This is a genomic window from Nocardia stercoris (assembly GCF_003696265.1).
Lineage (GTDB): Bacteria > Actinomycetota > Actinomycetes > Mycobacteriales > Mycobacteriaceae > Nocardia > Nocardia stercoris.
Genome location: NZ_RFFH01000001.1, coordinates 897171 through 920638 on the forward strand (window position 1 = coordinate 897171; position 23468 = coordinate 920638).

A 23468-nucleotide genomic window follows, 5' to 3' on the forward strand; every position below is an offset into this window, starting at 1 on the left:
GATGCACGACATGCACATTCGTACCGCCGTGCCGAGTGACTACGACGCGGTGGGCGCCCTGACCGTCGAGGTCTACGTGGGCGAGGGTTTCATCGACCCGGCCAGCCCGTACGTCGCGGAGCTATCCGACACCGCCGGGCGCGCCGCGGTGGCCGATGTACGGGTGGCGGTGGCCGACGGAAACCTGCTGGGCTCGGTGACGATCGCGCATCCGGGCACGCCCTACGCCGATATCGCCCGCCCGGCGAGCTGGAGTTCCGCATGCTGGCGGTGGGGAAGCAGGCCCGGGGCGCGGGAGTCGGTGCGGCACTGGTCACTTCGGTGCTGCAGACGGCTCGCGACAGCGGCTACGAAGCGGTCGTGCTGACCACCATGCCGCCGATGGTCGACGCGCAACGGCTGTACGGGCACATGGGTTTCGTGCGGGCCACCGAACGCGACTGGCTCACGCGCACCGGAATGCCGTTGCAGGTCATGCGTTTCGCGCTGTGAGCACCCGGGTGCTCAGCCCAGCACGGTGGCGATGATCCCCGCCAGGTAGCCCAGCCGCGCGACCTCCGAGGGCCGGAACTCCGGACCGCCCGGCCGGCCCAGCAGCAGCACCTTGCCGGTGTTGCCCAGCGGTGCCGCGGCGAGCGCGGTGTCCATGTCGCGCCAGATCTTGGGCACCCAGTCGGCCTCGCCGTCGAGCATGACGGGTTTCTCGAGCGGCATCCAGGGCGCGGTCGACGCTTGGGTCTCGGGGGCGCTGGGGCTGCCCACGACCCGGAACGCGCCCTGCGGGCCCATGTCCAGGACGGTGCTCCAGCCGACCCGCAGCACCCGCGGCACCCCGTCGACCAGGGCTTGCAGCCGGTCGTCGCGGGCGCTGGCCACCTGGTCGATGAGTTCCAGCTCACGATGGGTGTCGAGCATGCCGGAGTACGGGCGCAGCGAATCGACCCGGACGTCGGTGATCGATTCGCAGGCGGTGATCAGCGTGTCCGGCAGCGCTCCCTGCGGGACCTCGACGACCAGGTCGTCGATCGCGTAGCCGACTCCCCGTTCCACGACATCGAGCGAGAGGATGTCGGCGCCGACCGAACCCAGCGCGAGAGCCAGCGAGCCCAAACTTCCTGGGCGATCCGGAAGTTGCACGCGGAGCAGATATGACACGTGCCGCCCTTCCCTTCTGTGCGACCGAGAATTCCCGAGGAGTACCCGAGTCTCGCATTCCTTACACTCGCGGCCGCGAGCATCTCGACCTGAGGCGTGCGGATCGCACACTCCACGACCAATTGTCGGCCTGGTGGCCGTCCAGTGCCAGTGGAAGCCTCAGGAGGTTGAGCTGTCAAGTCTGCGTCCGCAAATCGGCGTTTCGACCGGATTGGGCGGATGGGCCGCCCGCTGCCGGTGTCGTCGTGGGGCCAGGTCTACGTATGTGTGACACCCGCGGTGCGGCTGTCTGAAACGTCAACGCTTCACTGGGACCGGTTCTAGGATCCCGCGCATCCAGAACGAAAGGGAACATCATGAACCTCGGCGGATCCCAGTACGTCGCCACGATCCAGGTCTTCACCCTCGCCGACGTGATCGCCGCGTTGACGGCGATCACGGGCAGCACCACCAACATCTCGGGCATCCCGGTCTGAAGGCGCAGGTGACGCGGTGGCCCGGCCGCTACGGCCGCGGCCTCCGCATTCCCCGTGCGTAACGGTACCGAGCCCCTCGCTAGGCTGTGGGTTGCCCGATGACCAGCTCCACACCTGCCGAAAGGGGACTCGCGGTGCCCGCTATCTCCCGCGACGAGGTTGCACACCTCGCCCGGTTGTCCCGGCTCGCCCTCACCGACGAAGAGCTCGACCGCTACGCCGGTCAGCTCGATTCGATCCTCAGCCATGTGCAGGTGATCACAGAAGTCGCCGCCGACGTTCCCGCGACCGCGGCGCCGAACCCGGAGACCAATGTGACCCGCCCGGATGTGGTGGCGCCGTGCCTGACCCCGGAGGAGGCGCTCTCCGGCGCCCCGGCAGTGGAGGAGCAGCGGTTCATGGTGCCGCAGATCCTGGGAGAGGGCGAATAGCAGTGAGCGAACGTAGAGAGCGAACCAAGGACTCAGCGTGCGTCGCGCACGCCGGAGCCGAGCGAAGCGAGGCGCAGGCGTGAGTGACCTGATCAAGCTGACCGCGGCCGAGTTGGCCGAGCAGATCCATTCCCGTCAGGTGTCCTCGGTCGAGGTCACCCAGGCGCACCTCGACCGGATCGCCGAGGTCGACGGCACCTACCACGCGTTCCTGCACGTCGCGGCCGAGCCCGCGCTGGCCGCCGCCGCGGCCGTCGACGCCGCCATCGCGGCCGGCTCCGTGGCCTCGCCGCTGGCCGGTGTCCCGTTGGCGCTCAAGGACGTGTTCACCACGACCGACATGCCCACCACCTGCGCGTCGAAGATCCTCGAGGGCTGGGTGCCGCCCTACGACGCGACGGTCACCACCAAGCTCCGCGAAGCCGGTCTGCCGATTCTCGGCAAGACCAACATGGACGAGTTCGCGATGGGTTCGTCCACCGAGAACTCCGCCTACGGCCCGACCCTGAATCCGGTCGACCCCGAACGCATTCCGGGTGGTTCCGGCGGTGGTTCGGCGGCCGTGCTCGCCTCCTGGCAGGCCCCGCTGTCGATCGGTACCGACACCGGTGGTTCGATCCGCCAGCCCGCCGCCATGACCGGCACCGTCGGCACCAAGCCCACCTACGGCACCGTGTCCCGGTACGGCCTGGTGGCCTGCGCGTCCTCGCTGGACCAGGGCGGCCCGTGTGGCCGTACCGTGCTCGACACCGCCCTGCTGCACCAGGTGATCGCCGGCTACGACCCGCGCGACTCGACCTCCCGGCACGCCGAGGTCCCCGACGTGGTCGGCGCGGCCCGGCTGGGTGCGCAGGGCGACCTGCGCGGGGTGAAGGTCGGTGTGGTCCGCGAATTGCATTCCGACAGTTACCAGCCCGGCGTGATCGCCTCGTTCGACGCCGCGGTGGCGCAGCTGAAGGATCTGGGCGCCGAGGTGATCGAGGTCTCGTGCCCGTCGTTCGAGCACGCGCTCGCCGCCTACTACCTGATCCTGCCCAGTGAGGTCTCGTCCAACCTGGCCCGGTTCGACGCCATGCGCTACGGCCTGCGGGTCGACGACGACGGCCGGCACAGTGCCGACCAGGTGATGGCGGCCTCGCGCGCGGCCGGTTTCGGCCCGGAGGTCAAGCGCCGCATCATGATCGGTACCTACGCGCTGTCCGCGGGGTACTACGACGCCTACTACGGCAAGGCGCTGCAGGTCCGGACGATGATCGCCCGCGACTTCGACGCCGCCTACGAGCAGGTGGACGTGCTGGTCTCGCCGACCAGCCCGGTCACGGCGTGGAAGCTCGGCGAGAAGGTGAACGACCCGCTGGCGATGTACCTGCAGGACCTGTGCACGCTGCCGCTGAACCTGGCCGGCTACTGCGGGATGTCGGTGCCGTCGGGTCTCGCGCGGGAGGACGGTCTGCCGGTCGGTCTGCAGATCATGGCGCCCGCGCTGGCGGACGACCGCCTGTACCGCGTGGGGGCCGCCTACGAGGCCGCCCGTGGGCCCGTGGGTAGCTGAACGGGCGCGTAACGGCGGATTAACGGCTGAGCCCCGGCTTCGTACTGCTACAAGGCAGTTCGGGCCGGGGCTCGACTATTTGCGGTGGGTTTGCTGGAAGTTCTTCTTCCGTCCTGAGTCCGGGTGTCGGACGCTTTATCGTAAACCCCGAGGGGGGCGTTACAGGCGCATTTGAGGCACGAAACTTCCTACTATTGGTGATGATTCGGTGAAGTCGGTCGTATATGGTGGGTCCAGTCGAGGAACCATGGTCTCGATGCGCGACTCCACTGGGGGGCGCGGCAAGCATGAATAGGAAGAGTGTGTAATGGGTTCTGTGGCAAGCATCGTTACTGGTCTCGCTGGCGCCGGCTCCACCGCGGGTAACACCGCGCTGGCTGGCATCGAGGACCTGATCAACGACCTGGTCGCCGTCGGTTCGGGCGCGGGGCACGGCGTTCTCAACGCGCTGAGCTGATCTCTCTTTAGAGACCTTCTCTCGTAAGAGAGCTACGCGGGCCGGGTGGATCTTCGGATCCACCCGGCCCGCGGTGTGTTCGGTGTCCGAACCCTGTTTGTTGTGCCTGTTGCCGGCGCACGATCGGTCCGATCGGTGAACCTCGTCGGGATTGGTAGTGATTCGATCGGGTGGACCGTATATGGTGTGCCAGTCGAGGAACCATGATCTCGATGCGCGGCCGCCGGCCGCGGCAAGCATGACAAGAAAGATGTGTGTAATGGGTTCTGTGGAAAGCATCGTCTGCACCCTCACCAACGCCGGCTCCACCGCGGGCACCACCGCGCTGTTCGGCATCGAGGACCTGATCAACGACCTGACCGCTGTCGGCTCGACCGCGGGCGTCGGCGTTCTCAACGCGCTGAGCTGATCTCGCGTTAGAGACTGCGACGGGCCGGGTGAACCCTCTGCGTTCACCCGGCCCGTTCGCGTTCCATGGTCGGAGACGAGTGCTCTCACTTCTCGCCACCTTTGCCGGTCCGGCCCCCACTTCCGATCGGGCGACCCCCTGCCGGTCGGACGACTCTTGTTGTCCGCCTTCGTAGTTTGTGGAACCGGCTTCATCATCATAGTGAGTCGCCACCGCTGGCATTGCCGATACCACCTGGTTGACTCCGGTGGGTCACCATCGCTGCCCGTGGCTCGAGCGCTTTCGCGGTGACCGCTCGCCCGACTCTCGCCCTGACCTGGCCCAGGCAGGCCAGGCTTTCGATCCAAATACTCACGTTTCACTTTGCTTGTCCCGCTAGGCTTCCCGCCACCGGGGTCGGTTTCGTACCGATGCACGCGACTCGTCGGTGCCGAACCCGGTGCGCGCCACCGTCTGGCGCGCTGACGAAAGGAACAGCAAGTCAATGGGTTCGACTAACACCATCTCCGCCTCCGTGTCCGGCCTCGGCGCCGACCTGGTCGGTTCGCTCGCGGGCCTTCTGCTGATCGGCTCCCTGTCCTCCGGCGGGTCGGGTATCGGTGCCGGCCTCGGCTCCAGCGGTCTCAACCTGAGCCTCTCCTAGGTGACTTCGGCGGCCGGGTAGTGCGGGCGGTGCGCCCCGGTCGCTGGCTCGGTCAGGACACGCTCGGCCGACTCAAAAACGCGCATTTCACTTCGCCTGTCCCGCTAGGCTTCCCGCCACCGGGTCCGGTTCCCCTAACCGATAACGCGACTGATCGGTGCCGGGCCAGGTGCGCGCCGCGGTTCGGCGTGCTGATGAAAGGAACGACAAGTCGATGAACTCCTCTGACACCGGCTCCGGTCTGCTCTCCACCGGTCTTTCCGGCGTTGCCGCGGCCAGCTCGGCCGCGCTCTTCGGGCTCGGCGGCGCCGCGGCCATGGCCGGCACGCTGTCCAGCGCGATCATCCCCGCGGGCAGCGCTGTCTGACAGGTGATCCGGCGGCCGGGTGCGTGGGCGGTGCGCCCCGGCCGTCGGTGAGCAGGATCAACCTGTCAATTTTCCCAAAAGCGAACATTTCACTCCCGGATCGGTCTAGGCTTCCGGCGACTACCCGGTCGTGATTCCGATCCGAACTCGATCGGATCCGGGGGTTCGTGACGTACCCGACCGGGGCGTCCAGTCGATCGGCCGACGCCGATCGGCGGAACTGAAAGGATCTAACGATGGGCTCCAACCCGCTTCCCCTGTTCGGTGCCGGCCTGGCCTTCTTCATCTTCAACTCGATGTCGGCGCAGACGCCGCAGCCGGCCACCCCCGCCACCACCACGACCACCACCACCTCGCTGGGCTGATTCGAGGTCAGGGGCGTCGGTACACGGCGTGACTTGAACGGCCGGGCCGGTTCCTGCGGGAACCGCCCGGCCGTTGTCGTTAGGCACGAAACCAGGCGTCATGGGAGACTCGTCGGCGATGCTCACATACTTTCAAGCCGTAGTCATCGGTGCGCTGCAGGGCGTGACCGAGCTGTTCCCGATCTCCAGCCTCGGACATTCGGTGCTGCTCCCGGCCTGGCTGGGCGGATCGTGGAAAGAGCTGGTCACCGAGAGCGACTCCAGCAGCGGCACACCGTATCTGGCCTTCATCGTGGCGCTGCATGTGGCGACCGCGATCGCGCTGCTCGGCCACTACTGGAAAGACTGGCGCGACATCATTATCGGGTTCTTCCAGACCGTCGTGACCCGACGCGTCGAGACCGACACCCAGCGGCTCGCCTGGCTGATCATCATCGCCACCGTGCCGGTCGGCCTGATCGGCCTGCTGCTCGAGCACACCCTGCGCAGTATGTTCGCCAAACCGTCGTTCTCCGCGGTCTTCCTGTTCCTCAACGGCTTCGTGCTGCTGATCGGTGAGGGCCTGCGCCGCCGCAACGCCCCCACCCTCGCCGACTACGGCCGCAAGTTCGCCGAACAGGAACGCGCCCGCGAACTCGGTTACGGCGAGGACCCGTACGGCACCGTCGCCACCGAGGAACGGCTCGCCACACTCAGCGTCAAGGACGCGCTCGGCATCGGCCTGGCCCAGTGCGGTGCGCTGCTGTCCGGTTTCAGCCGTTCCGGTCTCACCATGATCGGTGGCCTGCTGCGCGGCCTCGACCACGAGGACACCGCGAAGTTCGCCTTCCTGCTCGCCACCCCCGTCATCTTCGCGGCCGGTGTGCTGAAGCTGCCGGAACTGTTCAAGCCCGAGGCCTCCGGCATCCACGGCCAGATCCTGGTCGGCTCGGTCGTCGCCGGCGTCGCGGCCTGGCTGTCGGTGCGCTTCCTGGAACGGTTCTTCAAGACCCGCACCCTGGTGCCGTTCGCGGTGTACTGCCTGGCCGCCGGGTTCTTCTCCATCCTGCGGTTCGTCGTCTTCTGATTCTCGGAAGTAGGTCAGGGTGCTGGGCAACGGTGACGTCTTCGCCGGATTCACCGTCGAACGACTGCTGGGCCAAGGCGGAATGGGCGCGGTGTACCTCGCGCGCCACCCCCGCCTGAACCGGCAGACCGCATTGAAGCTGCTCAATCCGGAACTGTTCGCGGACAACGAGGTACGGGCCCGCTTCGAGCGGGAAGCCGACCTGGCCGCCCAGCTCGAACACCCCAATATCGTCGGCGTGTACGACCGCGGGGTCGAGGACCAGCAGCTGTGGATCAGCATGCAGTACGTCGACGGCGTCGACGCCGCGACCGTCGACGCGCGCACCCTGCCACCCGAGCGCGCCGTCCAGATCATCGAAGGTGTCGCCGCCGCACTCGATTACGCGCACAGCCAAGGCGTGCTGCACCGTGACGTCAAACCGGCCAACATCCTGCTCGGCCGTGCCGCCGGCGGCAAAGGCGAGCGGGTGTACCTCACCGACTTCGGGATCGCCCGGCTGCGGGAGGACTCCACCCACCTGACTCAGGCCGGAATGTTCACCGCCACACTGGCTTACGCGTCACCGGAACAGATGACCGGCGGCACCCTCGACAATCGCTCCGACCAGTACGCCCTGGGCTGCGCGCTGTACTGGCTGCTGACCGGCACCGGCCCGTTCGACTCCGAAGACCCGCAGGTACTGATCCACGGCCACCTGCAACTACCGTTGCCGCCGCTGGCCACGCGCCGGCCCGGGCTGCCCCCGGCACTGGACGCGGTGCTGGCCCGAGGCATGGCGAAGCTTGCGGTGGACCGCTACCCGAGCTGCGAGGACTTCGCGGCCGCCGCCCGCCAGGCGTTGACGATGCCGGAAGTGCCGCCTGCGGGCGTGACCTCGGCTCCGGTGGCGGGACCGGGCGCGGCCGTGGGACAAGGTGCGGTGGTGGGACCGGGTTCGGCTGTGGGACCGGGTTCGGCTGTGGGACAGGGTCCGGCGGTCGGGCCAGGCGCGGCGATGGGTCAAGGCCCGGCTGTGGGGCAGGGTCCGGTCGTGGGGCAAGGTCCGGCGGTGGGGCCAGGCGCGGCGATGGGGCAGGGTCCGGCGGTGGGGCCAGGCGCGGCGATGGGTCAAGGCCCGGCTGTCGGGCAGGGTCCGGTCGTGGGGCCAGGCGCGGCGATGAGTCAAGGCCCGGCCGTGGGACCGGGCCCAGCGGTAGGACCTGACGCGGCGAGGGGACAGGGTCCGGCGGTAGGACCAGGCGGTGCGGTGGGACCGGTTGCACCTCCGTCATACGCCCAGGCTTCCCGTAATTCGGTTGTGCCGCAGGTACTTTCGTTTCGAGCCGGTATGCCACCCCGCCGTCGCGGCATCCCCGGACCACTGTGGATCCTGATCGGCCTGTTCCTCGTCCTCGCGATGGTGGCCGCGGTTGTCGTCGGCTTCGGCGTTCTGTCCCACAACGACGGACACCGCCGGTCACTGGAACAAATGGGTGGCCCGGTCGTCGGCGGCACCCCCGCACCCCCGACCAGCGGGGCCTCGTCCGGGGCCTTCGGCCCACCCGCCGCCACCGGCACCGGTCTCGGCGCCCTCCAAGCCGCTTTCCCGAAACTGGTCCAGCCCAGCGCAACCGCTCTGTCCGGCCCGGGATTCGACGGCCAGCGCTGTTTCGCCGCCGCGCCCGGCCATCTCGCCGCCGCCGGCGACGACACCCTGCGCCTCGGCACCTGGACCGCGGCCTGGGACTGCGCCGGCGAACCGGACCGCCCCGCCTACGCCGTCCTGTCCTACCGCTCCGCCGACGAGGCCCGCGCCGTCCTGCAGCAGCTACCCGCCAACCAGCGCAGCCAAGGGGCCGCCGCCCGCGAATCCGTTGCCTTCCAATGGCCGACACCGACCACGGAGTCGCCCGGCAGCTTCTGGACAATGCTGTCCTTCCCGGACCCCGCTCATGCGAACTTCCTGGTCCTGGCCCACGCGGAGAACCGGCCGGGCGCGGACGGCATGTCGGCGCCGGAGTTCATCGAGTGGTGGCGGCATCTGCCGGTATAGCTTTCGACCTGCCTGAAGGCACAATCGTCGGCCCGCGCCGACTCGATATGCGAACCGGTCGGACATTGTGCGATCAGACCGAATGTCGCGGCAGCGTAATTGCTTGGTGCACTGTGTGATCCAGAGTGGCGGGAGTATCGACCCTCGGCCGGCGGTCGGTCCGATGAAATCGAGCTCGGCAGGAGAGTTCGACCGGCCTGAGTGCACAATCGTCGTCCCGTGCCGGCAACCTTTGTCGGCCGACGCCCGACATTGTGCACTCGGGCCGTGGGCATCCGACATGGCTGGCGATATCGGCGGGGAGTGGCCGGTAGCACGGCAGGCAGCGGTTCATCCGGTCCCCGGGATCCGCGGGCTGTGTCCGTTGGAGTTTCGCGCTGGTCAGTGCCACGGGATTGTGCCGGGACAGCGGCCTTTGTGCGCTTGCATCGCATTCGGATTACGATGCAGGTGTTGCTGTTTCGGTATAGCGGCCTTGGCGCAAAGCACGCAACCATTGCGTTGTGAAGGACATTTCTTTTACGGCATCGGCCGAAAAGTATTGCCAGATTTGTGGGATCGTGAGGACCGCTGCATTTGCGTGCGCACGTTAGCGGGTGCCGCTCCGGGCGGTCGCACGGATCGCGCGGAGAAATCCCGCCCGCCTCGACATTGTGTTTGCTGAACTGCATGCCCACATCCGGGCCCACGACCCGCGCTGAACCGAAACCGCTGATCCCGCACTGCCGACTACTATTCCACTGCTGCCCGGCAGACGGCGGGTACGCGTCTCGCCCCGAGCTAGCTGAGGAGATCACGTGGCTGACCGCGAACCGGGAGGTCCTGGCCTGCCTACGGCCTCGGCGTCCCGGCGGGCTTTCCTGGTCGGCGCCGCCGCTACCGCGCTGGGAGCGAGGACCACTCCGGCGAGCGCGCAACCGGCGGTATCCGGCTCGGCGTCCGGGCTGGACTGGAGTGGGCTGACCCAGACCCTGCGCGGCAGCCTGACGCTGCCCAGCTCGGCCGGTTTCGGTGGCGCCGTGAGCTTGTTCGACCCTCGCTTCGACGGCTCGACACCGGCAGCGCTGGTCGCAGCGGCCGACTCGGCGGACGTCGTATCCGCCGTGCAATTCGCGACAGCGAACCACCTATCGGTGGCGGTGCGCGGCGGCGGGCACTCCTATGTCGGTGCGTCGGCGCACTCCGGCGCGCTGATCGTGGACACCCGGGCGCTGAACTCGGTCACCCTGTCCGGCGACTCGGCCACGGTCGGTGCGGGCGTGGGCCTGTACCCGGCGCTCGCCGCCCTCGATGCAGCGGGCCGGAGTCTGCCGGTCGGTACCTGCCCGACCGTGGGCCTGGCCGGTCTCACCGTCGGCGGCGGTATCGGGGTCGACTCCCGCCAGTACGGGGCGACCTGTGACCGCCTGGTGTCCGCGCAGCTCGTCCTACCGGGCGGTCAGCTCGTCGAGGTGTCCGCCCAATCCGACCCGGACCTGTTCTGGGCCTTGCAGGGCGCCGGAGGCGGCCTCGGCATCGTCACCGCACTGACCTTCCGGACCGTTGCTTCCGCCTCGAAAGACATTGTCCGCCTGAGTATCCCGGTCACCGACCCGGTCAAGGTGCTGACCGGCTGGGCGGAATGGGCGGCCGCGGCCGAACGCACCTCCTGGGCGAATCTGGCGGTCCGCACCGACAACGGTGGCATCGCCGTCGACGGCCTGGTCGTCTGCGCTGCCGGTGCGGGCGCGGCCACCGTCGCCGCCCTGGGCGCCGCCATCGGGACCACCCCGACTGTCCTCGACAGCAACACCTACGCCCCGCTGGACGCGGCCCTGTCCCTGGCCGGCGGCAGTCCCACCGAGCCCCGGACGGCCCGGATCGCAGGCTCGGACGTCCTGCCTACCCTCGACACCGCCACTGCCACCGCGATCGTGAAGGTCATCGCGGACCGCGCCCGCGCCGGCCAACCCGGCCTGGTGCTGATCGACCCGTTGACCGGCGCCCTGAGCGACCCGGCCCCGGACGCGACCGCGTTCCCGTGGCGCCGCCACACCGCGATGCTGCAGTGGATCGTCGAATCACCGCAGGACCCGGTGGCGGCTCGAGCCTGGATCGGCACCGCTCATGCCGCGGTCGCAGCGGATTCCGTAGGCGGCTACGTCAACTACGTCGAGCCGGACACCACCGTCGACCGCTACTACGCGGCCAACGCGGCCCGAGTTCGGTTGCAGCACAACCGCGTCGACGCGGCCAACAGCCTGTACTGGGGGCCTGGGGTCTGAGGCGCGCCACGTGCCCCGGCAAGCGCTGCCGCTGGTCATCGCCATCCCGAGCTTGTGCGCAGGTACACGCCGCCGGCCAGTCGAGTCGGATGGCCGAGCATGCCAAGGTACGCGCGACTCGTACCTTCGAGTTCGCAAGCGACGCGTGACAGTTGCAGTGCCGAAGTACAACGACGCTTTGTCGAATGTCCGCACCCCGGTCCGATCACCCGAAGAAGGCCGCCGCTTCCCCGTGCCGGTCCTGCGGCACCAACTTCAGCTGTCGTACCGCATCGGCCAACGGCACCAGATCGATTTCGGTCCCGTGCAACGCCACCATCTGCCCGAACTGCCCCGCGTGAACCGCCTCGGCAGCGTGTAATCCGAAGCGGGTGGCCAGAACTCGGTCGAAGGCGGTCGGCTTGCCGCCGCGCTGGACGTGCCCCAGCACCGTGGTCCGCACTTCTTTCCCGATCCGCCGCTCGATCTCCACCCCGAGCTGATGCGCCACCCCGGTGAACCGCTCGTGCCCGTACTCGTCCATCCCGCCCTCCTGCAGGTGGAACGATCCGGCGGCCGGCTTCGCACCCTCCGCCACCACGCAGATGAAATGCGAATCTCCACGCTGGAAGCGGCGTTTGATCATCGTGCACACCTCCGACACGTCGAACGGCACCTCCGGCACCAGCGTCAGATGCGCCCCGGAGGCGATGCCGGAGTTCATGGCGATCCAGCCCGCGTGCCGGCCCATCACCTCCACGAGCATCACCCGCTGATGCGATTCCGCCGTGGTGTGCAGCCGGTCGATGGCGTCGGTGGCAATGGTGACGGCGGTGTCGTGGCCGAATGTGGTGTCGGTGCAGTCGATGTCGTTGTCGATGGTCTTCGGGACGCCCACTACGGGGACGCCTTCGTCGGCGAGCCAGCTGGCGGCGGTCAGCGTGCCTTCGCCGCCGATCGGGATGAGGGCGTCGATTCCGTTGTCGTCCAAGGTTTGCCGGATGCGGCCGAGGCCGTCGCGCAGGACGTCGGGGTTGGTGCGCGCGGTGCCGAGCATGGTGCCGCCCTTGGTGAGCAGGCGGTCGGTCCGGTCGTCGTTGTTGATCTGGACCTTGCGGTCCTCGAGTAGGCCGCGCCACCCGTCGTTGAAGCCGACGATCGCGTCCCCGTAGCGGCCGTTCGCGGTGCGGACGACTGCTCGGATGACCGCGTTCAAGCCTGGGCAGTCCCCGCCTCCGGTCAAGACTCCGATGCGCATGCCGCTATCTTGCCTGCCTGCCGGTCGATCCGCAGGGTGGGCCCGCCGGGGACGTCGCGGATCTCGGTCAGCGTTTCGGTGCGCAGCTACCGCCAGGCAATTCGTCCAGGTGCTTGGATACCACGGCGGCGATCTTGGTGAGCATCGCCTGGCCGTCGTCGAACGAACCCGAATCCGGTTGCGCCGCCAGCACTATCGCCAGTTTCCCGGTCTCGGTGCCGACCAGTCCGAGCTGGCGAACCAGGTACTTTCCGTTCGCGTCGGGCCCCCAGCCGCCCTTGTACTCGCTGCCCTCGAGATGGCCCAGACCCCACTGCTGGCTTCCGGAGATCTTGGCCATCAGCGACGTCACCGTGTCCGCGTCGTCCAGGCAGGGCAACTCCGCGGTGAACCGTAGCTGGTCGCGTAGCGCCCAGGTGGCCTGTCCGAAAGACGAATAGTCCGGCCGGGTACGCGTCGCCGGCACGGATGTGGTGGAGTCGCCGCCGTCGCGCAGCACCGCCTGCACCGCGGCCGCGGCCGCGTCCGGTGTCCCCAGCGACTGCCACAGCACGTCGGCCGCGGAATTATCGGATTCGGTGATGGCCGCCGACATCGACGCGGTGGTGGTATCGCCGTTGTGCCGCAACACCGCAAGGACCAGCGGTACCTTGATCGTCGACCACGCGGCGCCGGTGGTCCAGTCGCCCAGCGTCGCCATCTTGGTGCCGCCGACCGGCATCAGGGCCAGCCCGGCGCGGCCGTGCAGGGTGGGCAGCAGATCGTCGAAATCCGCGGCCAACGTCCCCGGCACCGACACCGTGATGTCCTTGCCCGCGGGAGCGGTGCTGGTCGAGGTGGGTGCCGCGGACGGCGCGACCGTGGCCGGGGAGGAACAGGCCGCCGCCAGGAGCAACAGCCCCGCACCCAGGATCATCGGCCGGGGCCGGCGCATCCGGCCCGAGCCGGCCGGCAGACCGACCGAGTACGGTAGTTCGGGTCCTTCCACGAATCCCACCTTCCGTGTGGGGCGGCCGAAACGGCAGCACCCGGTCGACGAATTCTGTTCCGTCGGACAGCGCAGGTCAACGCCACCAGCGCGGACGGTCGCGATTGCGGCGAATGTCGCCTCAGGCGTGGCAGTCTCCGCCGCTGGTCTCACCGAGGTGGCGACCCAGCACGGCGGTCAGCCGGTCCAGCATCGCGGTGGCGTCGTCGTACGAGCCCGACGTGGGCTGCGCGGCCATCGCCACGGCCAGGTGACCGCTGGGCGTCGGGATGATGCCGAACTGCCGCACCGTGTAGTAGCCGGTGCTGTCGTCGGGCGCCCAGCCACCCTTGAACGCGGCACCGTCGAACGCGCCCAAGCCCCAGCTCTGGCTCGCCGTGACCTGCGACATCAGCGAGGTGACGAGGTTGGCCTGCGGCAGGCAGGGCAGGTGCGCGGCGAAGCGCACCTGGTTGACCAGTGTCCAGTCGGTGGACCCGAACGACAGCGGATCGTCCACGCGCACAGTGGTATTCGGGTCGTGCCGGTCGGCGACGTCGGTGGTGGTGTCGCCCGCCTCGCGCAGTACCGCCTCGACCGCGTCCGCGGCCTCGTCGCCGGTGCCCAGCGACTGCCAGAGTGCTTGTGCCGCGTCGTTGTCCGACGCGGTGATCGCCGCGGCCGCCGTGTCCGCGAGTTCGGTGGGCTGCCGGCGCAACGCCGCGAGCGCCAGCGGCACCTTGATGGTGGACAGTGCGTTGCCGTCGGTCCAGCTGCCGAAGGTGATCACCTGGGTGCCGTTCACCGGCATCAGGGCCAGGCCCATGCTGCCGCCGAGCTCGGACTGCAGGGCCGCGAACTCGGCCTCCAGCGCGGAGGTGCCGATCGGGCCGCCCGCGATGGTGGTGGTCGTGACGCCGGGCTGCGGGCCCGCCGCGGCGGCGGCCGGCTGGCCGTCGATCGCTCCCGCCGGGTCGCCGGTGCGTAACTCCCCGGTTTCGGCGACACCGGCCTGCGCCGAATACGTCGAAGCCGCGATCATCGCCGCTACCGCCACCGACCAGCGCAACCTACCGCGCCGTGACCGCTGCTCCTGCTCAATACACATACACCACCGCGTTCTCACCACCGGTACACGTCACCAGGCGGCCTGCCGTGGTGCAGCTCATCGAATAGGACTGGTTGGTGACCGGACTAACTGCGACCACCGTAGCGGGTGTGCCCGTTCCGGCGCTCGCGGACTGCGCGTATACCTTGCGGACTTCCTCGGCGAACTGGCAGGTCGTGGCCTTGGAACCCGTCGCTGACCTGCTGAAACCGTTCACAGCCGGATATGTCGCGGGGCAGTCGACGGCCGTTTTGGGCAACTCCGGCGGTTTGCCGGCGCTGGTGGTCGTAGTGGGCCGGGTGGTGCTCGCGGCGGCGGAACCGGTCGTCGCGGGGGCGACCGCGGTGGTCGCGGTCGCGGTGGCGTCCGTCGCGGTGTTCTTGTTCGAGAAGGTCTGCCAGCCCACGACCGCGGCCAGGCACACCACCGCCAGGAACAGCACACCGATCACGATCGGCACCGCGAGCTTCCGCTTGGCACTCGGCGGGTGGTAAGCCGCCGCGGCGGGAGCGTATTCGGTCGCCGGGTCGTCGTCGTAGCCGTAACCGTTCGGCTCGCCGTGCCCGAAGCCGCCGTAGCCGCCCTGGTCGCCGTAACCGTCGCCGCCGAAACCTTGCTCGTAACCCTCGCCGTAGCCCTGCTGACTGCCGTAGCCGCCCTGGTCACCGCCGTACCCTTGCTGGTCGCCGCCGTAACCCCGCCCGCCACCGAAGCCCTGCTGGTCGCCGTACCCGCCCTGATTGCGCTGGTCGCCGAAGCCGCGCCGGTCGTCGTGGCCCTGCGCCCGATTGCCGAAACCGCCTGGGCCGCCGTAGTTCTCCTGCAGCGGGTACCCGGAAGCCGGTCCGGTGGGGGCGGAGATGACCTGCGTAGCGTCGAGATCATCGGCCTGATTCGGCCGCCCGACGCCTCCTGCGGACTGCTGGGTCGTGTCGCCCGCACCACCGAATTGGGTTGTGGCAGGGAAAGATCCGGACTGCGACGCCGCGGGGAAGGATCCCGACTGGGACGCCGCAGGAAACCCTCCGGACTGGGACGCGGCAGGGAAAGTCCCGGATTGTGATGCCGCGGGCAATCCTCCGGACTGGGAGGCGGCGGGGAAGGACCCGGGCTGTGATGCCGCGGGCAACCCTCCGGACTGGGACGCGGCAGGAAAAGGCCCGGACTGCGACGCCGCAGGCAAGGAACCGGACTGCGGCGCCCCGGGCAGCGATCCCGACTGCGACGCGGCCGGCATCGACCCCGATTGCGGTGCGGCCGCGAAGGACCCCGACGGCGTCGCGCCGGAACCTGACCCGGATTGCGTTGCCGCGGAAGCAGGCCCAGTGAACGGTCCGCGCTGCACCGGATGATCCCCGGTCGGCGGCAGCGGTGTCAGATGCAGATCCGCCGGCCGCACCACGGTCGGATCGGCGGGCGTGAACGTCGGCAGATCGCTACCCGTGTTGTGCTCGGGCTGCTGCGACGGCGGCGCGAAGATCCGCAGCGTACCGGTGGTGTCGTAGGTGCGCGGCTGTCGCGGCACCTCGGGATTCGCGCCCGTGGCGGGCGGCGCCGGCGGAGTGGCCGGAGCCGGGGGCGCGGCCACTGGCGGCGCAGGCGGTGCCGCGGGAGCCGAATCCCGTTCCTTTCCACCGGAAGCCCGCCGGGCGAACCGCTGCCCGGCGGCCAGTGTCGGCCCGTCCGGGCCGAACGGCCGGAACACCGCGGTCTCGGCCGGTTCGGTGAAGTGTTCGGCCGGCTCCTCGGCCGCGGCGGGCGGTGTGGCCGGCTGCCGCGACGGCAGTGGCGGCAACGCCGGTCCCTGCGCGCCGAACGGCTGGAACACGGTGGTCTCGCCGCCGAACACCGGCGTCGGGCCCACTCGCGGCGCGGCTGCCGGGGGAGCGCCCGCTCCGGCCGCATCCGCGCCCTGCAGCGCGGCCATGGCGGCAGCGGCGAACTCGCCGGCGGAGGCGTAGCGGTCGGCGGGAGCCTTCGCCATGGCCCGGGCCAGGACCGCGTCCATGGCGGCCGGGATGTCACCGCGGCCGGCGCTGGGCCGCGGTGGCGGGTCCGACAGATGCGCGCGGACCAGCGAACTCACGTTCGGCGCCGGGAAAGGGACCGCGCCGGTGAGGCATTCGTGCAGGACGCAGCCGAGCGAGTAGATGTCGGCGCGGCCGGTGACCGGACCCACGTCGAACCGCTCGGGCGCCATGTAGGTGTAGGAGCCGACGGCCGCACCGGTCTGGGTCAGCGCGGAATCGCTGTCGCTGCGCGCGATCCCGAAGTCGGCCAGATAGGTGAAATCGCCTGCGGTGAGCAGGATGTTGGCCGGCTTCACGTCCCGGTGCACCAGCCCGGCCGCGTGCGCGGCGTCCAGCGCCGCGGCGACCTGCCCGATGACGTGCACCGCGCGAGCCGCGGGCATCGGCCCCTGATCCCGCAGCACCGCATGCAGATCGGAGCCGTTCACCAAGCGCATGTCGATGTAGAGCGCGCCGTCCAGCTCACCCCAGTCGTGGATCGGGATGACGTGCGGGTCGGACAGCCGTGCCGCGGCCTGCGCCTCGCGCCGGAATCGTTCGCGGTACGCCGGATCGAGGGCTAACTCGGCATTGAGCAATTTCAGGGCGACCACTCGGCTCTTGCCGGTGTCGAACGCCTCGTATACCTCGCCCATGCCGCCCCTGCCCAGCAGCGAGCGCAACTCGTACGGGCCGAACATGCCGGTTCGTGTCCGCGGCGGGTTCACCGATGACCTCCCTGTTCCGGTCAGGCCCCCACCGCGGTGTCCGCAACACCGGGTCGCCTGTCCTACCCCGCCGATTCTCCGGGTGCGACCACACCGTGGTCAAACGCGAACACGATCGCGGCCGCTCGATCGCGTAACCCGAGCTTCCCGAAGATATGACCGACATGGCTCTTGACGGTTACCTCCGAGATACCCAGCTGCGCCGCGATCTCGGCGTTCGCCCGCCCGCGCCCGATCAAAGTGAAAACCTCGAATTCCCGCGCCGTGAGTTCGGTGAGACGGTCGTCACGTCGGGCCGGGGCGGCCGCCGTGGTGCGGTAGGCCGACAGCACGCGGCCCGTGACCGACGGGTCCAGCCAGGAATCGCCGGCCGCCACCGTGCGCACCGCCCGGATCAGATCCTCGGCCGGTGAATCCTTGAGCAGGAATCCGGCCGCGCCCGCCCGCAACGCGCCCGACAACAGATGGTCGTCGTCGAAGGTGGTGAGCACCAGCACCGGCGGGGCGTCCGCACGCGAGCGCAGCAATCGCGTGGCATCGATCCCGCCGACCCGTTTCATCCGCAGGTCCATCAGCACCACGTCCGGGCGCTGGGTCGCGATCGCGGCCGGCACCTCGTCCCCGTCGGCACACTCGGTGACCACGAAGCCGTCGCGGCGGCGCAGGATGCGGCGCAGCCCACCGCGCACCAGCTCCTGATCGTCGACGACCAACACGGTCACGAACTCTTCTTCCGGCGTACCGGATGTCACTGCTCCTCCTGGGGTTTGCGGCTGATCGCGGTGATGGCGGTACGCAGCAGCCGCGTCGGCGCCTCGCCGGCCATCGGGCAGTTCGTCGCCGCACCGGGTACCCCGAGCGGAATACGTGACCGGACAAGCCATTCGGCGCCGGCCTGCCCGGCGGTCAAGGTGCCGCCGAGCTGCGCGCTGCGGCGGGTCATACCGTCGATCCCCATGCCGCGACCTTGGCTCGCCGCCCCGGCCGGCCGCGCATTGCGGACCTCGAGCGCGACATCGTTCGTGCCCACGGTGATTCGGACCTCGGCCGGAACGCCCTGCGCGTGCTTGGCGACATTGGCCAGCGACTCCTGGCAGATCCGGTACAGCGCCAGCCCGGTGGCGGCCGACACGAGCGTCGGATCGCCGGTGAGCGAGTAGTCGACGGCCATGCCGGCCCGCACGAAGTCGGCGACCAGGACACCGATGTCGTCGAGTCCCGGTTCGGGTCGTTCGTTGCCGGACTGCTGGTCCAGCAGCCCGACCGTCCGGCGGATGTCGGCCATCGCCTGCCGCCCGATGCGTTCGGCGTCGATGAGCGCGTCCACGGCTTCGTCCACATCGCGATCGGTCTGCAGGGTGTGCCGGGCGGCGGTGAGATGCAGCAGCGTCACGCTCAGCGAGTGGGCGACCACGTCGTGTACCTCGCGCGCGATCCGGCGGCGCTCGTCGTCGGCCGCCTGGACCGCGCGAATCGCCTGGTTCTCGCGTTCCTGATACAGCGCCTGCCGCTGGAAGCGGATCATCAAACCCACCGCCACGCCCAGCGGGATGCTCGTCAAATACATCGGCAGACCCTTGTCGACCTCGCCGACCATGGAGAAGCCGACCATCATGGCCATCCCGGCCACCATGTAGGGCGCCGCCGCCCGGGCCCCCGCGATGGCGGTGATCTCGGCGACCACGATCGTCGGCACCAGTACCGCGCAGTCCGGGTACACGGGCTGGGCCAGGAACAGTGCGGTGCCGGTCAGCGCGGGCAACCCGAACACCATCGGATTGCTCTTCACGGTGGTGAGCAGCAGCACCGGGTAGGGGGCGAGCACGATGAGTGCCGCCAGGATCGGCACCAGCGTCGGCAGATAGTGGTAGCGCAGTCCCACGGAGACCAGCGCGACCAGGACGATCGCCAGGTCGGACATCAGAATGGTGCTGGCGGAATAGTCGTGCCCCTGTTCGGCGACCACCCGGCTCACCGTCTGTGCGGGGTTGCGCCGGAAGGCCGCGAGCCGCCCGCGCACGGTGGTGGGCAGTTCAGGCAGGTCGGAAGCCGCGGTCCCGCTCATCGCCGCCCGCCCCGCTGCCCGGCCCACGTGTACGGATCCATCATTCCAGCGTAGATCCGGACTCGGCGCCGCGAATCGTGCGGCGAGCGTATTCCGGGCTCCGACCGCGGTAGGACGCGTGGTGGCGGCGGGCGGTCCCGACCGGCCCGGCTCACATCCCCGACACCCGCCGTCCTGCCCGGAGCGCACCCCGTCTCCACCCACGGTAGGAGCCGAATTCGGTTCCGCGGCACGACGATCACGGCCCGGCCCGGCCGTAGCGTTGGTGGCACGGAAGCCCGGCGAACCCGGGACCTGAACCAGGAAGGGGTGCCGAGATGACCTGGAACGACCAGCACGCCCGCACCGAGGTGCTGCACGACGTTCTGGCCCGAGCGGCGATCGACCCGGCCGACCCGATGCTGTTCGAGAATCTGCCCGACCGGGACCGCCTGTTCGGCGGGGCCGCCGGAGTGCTCGCGGCGCTGCGGTACCGCTGGGCCAACCACCTGCACGCCAAGCTCGATATCGCCGGCGAGCGCGGCATGACCGCCGCCGAGGCCTACCGCGAACTGGCCGCCGAGCAGCCGGCGTTGCGCGCGGTGCTCGACATCCACGCCGATCCGGTGCGAGCGGCCGACAGCAGGCCGTACGCGCGAACCGCTGAGCGGGTCACCGCGGCCTGAGCACGGGCGCTGTTCGCACCAGACCATCGGGGAGATCAAGGTCCGAGCCGCGGCCGACCGGGCCGGGATGCGGCCGGTAGCTCGAACTCCGTCCCGCGGACCCGAGCTCTGCGCACCGTACGATCGCCGACAACACCAAGAACCAAAGGGGAGTGCAATGTTGGAACTGACCGGGGTGGTCAAGGAGTATCGGATCGGGGAGCAGCCGGTACGCGCCCTCGACGGGATCGATCTGCGGATCGAGGCGGGGGAGTTCACCTCGATCATCGGCCCGTCCGGCTCCGGCAAGAGCACTCTGCTGCATCTGCTGGGCGCCCTGGACTCGCCCGATTCCGGCTCGATCACCTTCGACGGCAACGAGATCGGCACGCTGGGCGACGACGCGCAGTCCGAATTCCGGCGGCACCGTGTGGGTTTCGTCTTCCAGTTCTTCAACCTGCTGCCCACCCTGACCGCGTGGGAGAACGTGGCGATTCCGAAACTGCTGGACGGCAAGGGCTTACGTAAGGCCAAGCCGCGGGCACTGGAGCTGCTGGACCTGGTCGGACTCGCCGACCGGGCCGACCACCGGCCCGGTGAGATGTCCGGCGGCCAGATGCAGCGCGTCGCGGTGGCCCGCGCGCTGATCATGGACCCGCCGCTGATCCTCGCCGACGAACCCACCGGCAACCTGGACTCCAAGACCGGCGCCGCCATCCTGGAACTGTTCGGCCGGATCGCCGACGGCGGCACCGGCATCGTGATGGTCACCCACGACATGGGCGCGGTGCAGTACTGCGACCGGGTGGTCACCCTGCGCGACGGCCGGATCGGCTCCGACGAGCGACTCACGCGCACCGGCCGCACCGAGGGCACCGTGCAGGTGCCGGCGTGAACGAGCGGATCGATGCGGCAGCGACGAGCTGCGAGGTGCGGTTGTGAACGCGACGTGGGATCGGTTGCGGCTGTTCAATATCGGCGAGCTCATGGCACACCGCGGGCGGACCGTGATGTCCGTGCTCGTGATGGCGGTGTCGGCGACCCTGCTGGTCGCGGTGCTCAGCATCACCGGCTCGGTCACCGGCTCCGCGGACCGGCTGACCCAGGCGCTGGGCGGTAAAGCGGCGCTGGAGGTTTCGGGGATCACCGACTCCGGCTTCGATCAGGCGCTGCTGCCGCAGCTGCGCGCGGTGCCCGGGGTGCAGGCGGCAGTGCCCATGGTGCGCACCGTGATCGGGTCCGGCGACGACCGCGCCCTGCTGATCGGCTCGGATCCGTCGGTCACCCAGTTGGGTGGCACCCTGGACGGCCCGATGCGCACCCAGGCGGCGAAGCTGCTCACGGTGCCGAACGGGGTGCTGATCGGTGATGCGGTGGGGCACAACGACGGAGACCATTTCACCCTCGGCGGCGTATCGCTCACGGTGGCCGGAGTGCTGGACGCGCGTACCTCACACGACCTCAACGGCGGCCACATCGTGGTGACCGGCCTGCCGGTGGCCCAGAAGGTCGCGGACAAGGTCGGCCGCCTCGACTCGGTGCAGATCGTCGCGGCACCGAATACCGATGTGGCCCAGCTGCGTTCCACGCTCACCACCGTCGTCGGCGGGCGGGCCGTGGTCGCCGATCCGAGCCTGCGCAGCGCGCAGGCCGGCGGCGCGATGCAGTTGATGCAGTACTCGACCTTCATGGCGTCGATGACGGCCCTGATCGTGTCCGGCTTCCTCATCTACAACGTCATGAGTATGGCTGTGGCACAACGGCGTCCGGTGCTGTCGCTGTTGCGGGCGATCGGTGGCCACCGGGCGCCGATGGTGCGGGGGCTGATCCTGGAGTCGGCGTTGCTCGGCCTGTTCGGCGCGCTGCTCGGCTCGGGTATCGGCGTGCTCGCCGGCCGGTTCGCGATCGGTGCGATGCCGGCGGCCATCCTCGAATCGGTCGAGGCGCGAACCGATTACGTACTGCCCTGGTACGCGATCCCGGTCGCGATCGCCGCCTGCGTGGCGGCCAGTTCGATCGCCGCCGCGGTCGCGGCCCGGCAGATCTACAAGGTCCGGCCGATCGAGGCACTGGCACCGGTCGGGGTCTCGAAATCCGATGTGGCGCATCCGTTGTTGCGCTGGGCCGCGGGCATCGGCGGGATCGCGCTGATCGGGACCGCGATCGTCGTCGCGAGCGCCGACATCGGCAAGCTGTCGCTGGGCGGGATCTCGATGTCGATCACCGGCGCCCTCCTGCTCTGCTACGTGGCGACCGGCCCGATCGTGGCCCTGGCCGCGGCGATCGCCCGCGTCTTCGGTGCCCCGGGCGCCCTCGCCGCCACCACGCTCGAACGTGCGCCGCGCCGGGTGTGGGCGACCGCTATGACGGTGATGATCGGCATCACCGCGACCGTGGCCCTGGGCAACGCGTCGAACAACCTGGAAGATTCGGCGGTCGCCAGCTTCCGCAGCCTCGGCGACACCGATATCTACGTGTCGTCGGCCGGGGACGGGGTCTTCCCGACCGGGACGGTGCTGCCGTCCGATTTGAAAGCGCGGATCGGGGCGATTCCCGGTGTGGCCGGAGTCGGTTCAGCTCAGATGGCGTTCGCCACCGTCGGCAGCGGGCGAGTGATGTTGCAGGCCTACCAATCCGGGCTGGTCGCCAGCCCGGTCCTGCACGAGGTGGCACCGGATGTGTTGGCGCGCGTCGATTCCGGCTCGGGTGTCGTCGTATCCCGGGATGTGGCAAGGACGCTCGGCCTGCATGTCGGGTCGGCACTGGATCTGCCCACCCCGACCGGCGTGCACCACGTCGAGGTGCTCGCGGTGGTCCCGTACTTCTCGGCGGTCGCCGGCGTGGTGGTGCTCGGCCTGGACACCATGCGGGACTGGTACCAGCGGCCGGGCGAGACGATCCTCGGGGTCGACGTCGCACCGGGCGCCGACCGACACGCGGTCCTCGCCGCGGTGCAGGCCGCCTCGCCACCGGAACTGAACGTGTACACCGGCCCCGATTCGGTGGACGCGATCTCGGCCGGTGTCCGCCAGGGCACCCAGCTGTCGGGCTCGATCCTGTGGATCGTCGTGCTGGTATCCACGGCCGCCCTGCTGAACACGCTGATGCTCTCGGTGCTCGAACGCCGCCGCGAACTGGGCGTCCTGCGCGCCATGGGCAGCGGCCGTCGGTTCCTACTGCGCAGTGTGCTGGCCGAGGCGGCGGGCATCGGCATCGCCGGCGCCCTGCTCGGCCTGACCGCGGGCGCCGCCGCCCAGGTGCTGGCCGACCGGGCCATGGGTCACGCGCTCAGTCTCGATATCGCCTACCGACCCAGCCCGATGCTGGTGGTCTACGCTGCCGCCGCGCTGGCGCTGGCGCTGGCCGGATCGATCCCGCCCGCTCTGCGGGCCGCGCGGATGCCGATCATCGAGGCACTGGCCGTCGATTGATGGAGGGGAGCCCGTACCCGGTCAGCCGGGTGCGGGCCGTCCATCGCATTTCCCTAAAC

20 protein-coding genes and 1 pseudogene are annotated in these 23468 nt (G+C 69.5%); 14 read left to right on the top strand and 7 right to left on the bottom strand.

Going from position 1 to position 23468, the window contains the following annotated elements; translation table 11 throughout:
• Position 1 precedes the first annotated feature (1 nt).
• Positions 2-492 (top strand): annotated as a pseudogene (locus EBN03_RS04030) (GNAT family N-acetyltransferase).
• 12 nt (positions 493-504) lie between these two features.
• Here EBN03_RS04030 and EBN03_RS04035 read toward each other — a convergent pair.
• Complete coding sequence (locus EBN03_RS04035) at positions 505-1155, bottom strand: ACT domain-containing protein (protein WP_122186416.1); 651 nt, start codon at positions 1153-1155, stop codon at positions 505-507.
• A gap of 610 nt (positions 1156-1765) precedes the next feature.
• Between EBN03_RS04035 and gatC the strand changes: the two genes are divergently transcribed.
• The 10 genes from gatC (at position 1766) to EBN03_RS04065 (ending at position 11220) form a co-directional block, all read left to right on the top strand.
• Positions 1766-2062 carry an Asp-tRNA(Asn)/Glu-tRNA(Gln) amidotransferase subunit GatC gene (gatC, locus tag EBN03_RS04040; protein WP_122186417.1) on the top strand — a complete coding sequence of 99 codons (297 nt, stop codon included), beginning with the start codon at positions 1766-1768 and terminating at the stop codon, positions 2060-2062.
• 79 nt (positions 2063-2141) lie between these two features.
• Entirely contained in the window at positions 2142-3614 is a 1473-nt protein-coding gene (gene gatA / locus EBN03_RS04045; protein WP_122186418.1) for an Asp-tRNA(Asn)/Glu-tRNA(Gln) amidotransferase subunit GatA, read from the top strand.
• Between the two features lie 307 nt (positions 3615-3921).
• The gene (locus EBN03_RS33995; protein ID WP_158675528.1) at positions 3922-4071 is read left to right on the top strand and encodes a hypothetical protein; all 150 of its coding nucleotides are present in this window, start codon (positions 3922-3924) and stop codon (positions 4069-4071) included.
• Between the two features lie 259 nt (positions 4072-4330).
• Complete coding sequence (locus EBN03_RS34000; RefSeq protein WP_158675529.1) at positions 4331-4480, top strand: hypothetical protein; 150 nt, start codon at positions 4331-4333, stop codon at positions 4478-4480.
• Positions 4481-4964: 484 nt separating this feature from the next.
• Positions 4965-5123: a hypothetical protein gene (locus EBN03_RS34005; RefSeq protein WP_158675530.1), complete on the top strand. Its 159-nt coding sequence runs from the start codon at positions 4965-4967 to the stop codon at positions 5121-5123.
• A gap of 214 nt (positions 5124-5337) precedes the next feature.
• A complete protein-coding gene (locus EBN03_RS34010; RefSeq protein WP_158675531.1) occupies positions 5338-5490 on the top strand; it encodes a hypothetical protein in 153 nt (50 codons plus the stop codon).
• 236 nt (positions 5491-5726) lie between these two features.
• Positions 5727-5855, top strand: coding sequence for a hypothetical protein (locus EBN03_RS35470; protein ID WP_267899251.1), 129 nt, complete (start codon positions 5727-5729; stop codon positions 5853-5855).
• A 118-nt stretch (positions 5856-5973) separates the two neighbouring features.
• Entirely contained in the window at positions 5974-6921 is a 948-nt protein-coding gene (locus tag EBN03_RS04055; RefSeq protein WP_122186805.1) for an undecaprenyl-diphosphate phosphatase, read from the top strand.
• A 19-nt stretch (positions 6922-6940) separates the two neighbouring features.
• Positions 6941-8956 (top strand): protein kinase domain-containing protein, encoded by a 2016-nt coding sequence (locus EBN03_RS04060; RefSeq protein ID WP_122186420.1) that lies wholly within the window; start codon positions 6941-6943, stop codon positions 8954-8956.
• A 797-nt stretch (positions 8957-9753) separates the two neighbouring features.
• Positions 9754-11220 (top strand): FAD-binding oxidoreductase, encoded by a 1467-nt coding sequence (locus EBN03_RS04065; RefSeq protein ID WP_122186421.1) that lies wholly within the window; start codon positions 9754-9756, stop codon positions 11218-11220.
• A gap of 205 nt (positions 11221-11425) precedes the next feature.
• On the opposite strand, the gene EBN03_RS04070 is transcribed toward EBN03_RS04065, so the two are convergent.
• From EBN03_RS04070 to EBN03_RS34880, 6 genes are all read right to left on the bottom strand, one after another.
• Complete coding sequence (locus tag EBN03_RS04070; protein WP_122186422.1) at positions 11426-12457, bottom strand: ATP-dependent 6-phosphofructokinase; 1032 nt, start codon at positions 12455-12457, stop codon at positions 11426-11428.
• Between the two features lie 67 nt (positions 12458-12524).
• On the bottom strand, positions 12525-13445 hold the full coding sequence (locus EBN03_RS04075) for a serine hydrolase (RefSeq protein ID WP_233608101.1): 921 nt from the start codon (positions 13443-13445) through the stop codon (positions 12525-12527).
• 121 nt (positions 13446-13566) lie between these two features.
• Positions 13567-14466 (bottom strand): serine hydrolase, encoded by a 900-nt coding sequence (locus EBN03_RS04080; RefSeq protein WP_233608102.1) that lies wholly within the window; start codon positions 14464-14466, stop codon positions 13567-13569.
• A gap of 55 nt (positions 14467-14521) precedes the next feature.
• On the bottom strand, positions 14522-17269 hold the full coding sequence (locus tag EBN03_RS35750; protein ID WP_407671076.1) for a serine/threonine-protein kinase: 2748 nt from the start codon (positions 17267-17269) through the stop codon (positions 14522-14524).
• A gap of 62 nt (positions 17270-17331) precedes the next feature.
• Complete coding sequence (locus EBN03_RS04090; RefSeq protein WP_407671085.1) at positions 17332-17985, bottom strand: response regulator transcription factor; 654 nt, start codon at positions 17983-17985, stop codon at positions 17332-17334.
• 32 nt (positions 17986-18017) lie between these two features.
• The gene (locus tag EBN03_RS34880) at positions 18018-19334 is read right to left on the bottom strand and encodes a sensor histidine kinase (RefSeq protein ID WP_122186425.1); all 1317 of its coding nucleotides are present in this window, start codon (positions 19332-19334) and stop codon (positions 18018-18020) included.
• A gap of 317 nt (positions 19335-19651) precedes the next feature.
• Between EBN03_RS34880 and EBN03_RS04100 the strand changes: the two genes are divergently transcribed.
• The 3 genes from EBN03_RS04100 (at position 19652) to EBN03_RS04110 (ending at position 23409) form a co-directional block, all read left to right on the top strand.
• A complete protein-coding gene (locus EBN03_RS04100; protein ID WP_233608105.1) occupies positions 19652-19999 on the top strand; it encodes a hypothetical protein in 348 nt (115 codons plus the stop codon).
• Between the two features lie 157 nt (positions 20000-20156).
• A complete protein-coding gene (locus tag EBN03_RS04105) occupies positions 20157-20873 on the top strand; it encodes an ABC transporter ATP-binding protein (protein ID WP_122186426.1) in 717 nt (238 codons plus the stop codon).
• Between the two features lie 43 nt (positions 20874-20916).
• Positions 20917-23409 carry an FtsX-like permease family protein gene (locus EBN03_RS04110; protein ID WP_325052048.1) on the top strand — a complete coding sequence of 831 codons (2493 nt, stop codon included), beginning with the start codon at positions 20917-20919 and terminating at the stop codon, positions 23407-23409.
• Positions 23410-23468 lie beyond the last annotated feature (59 nt).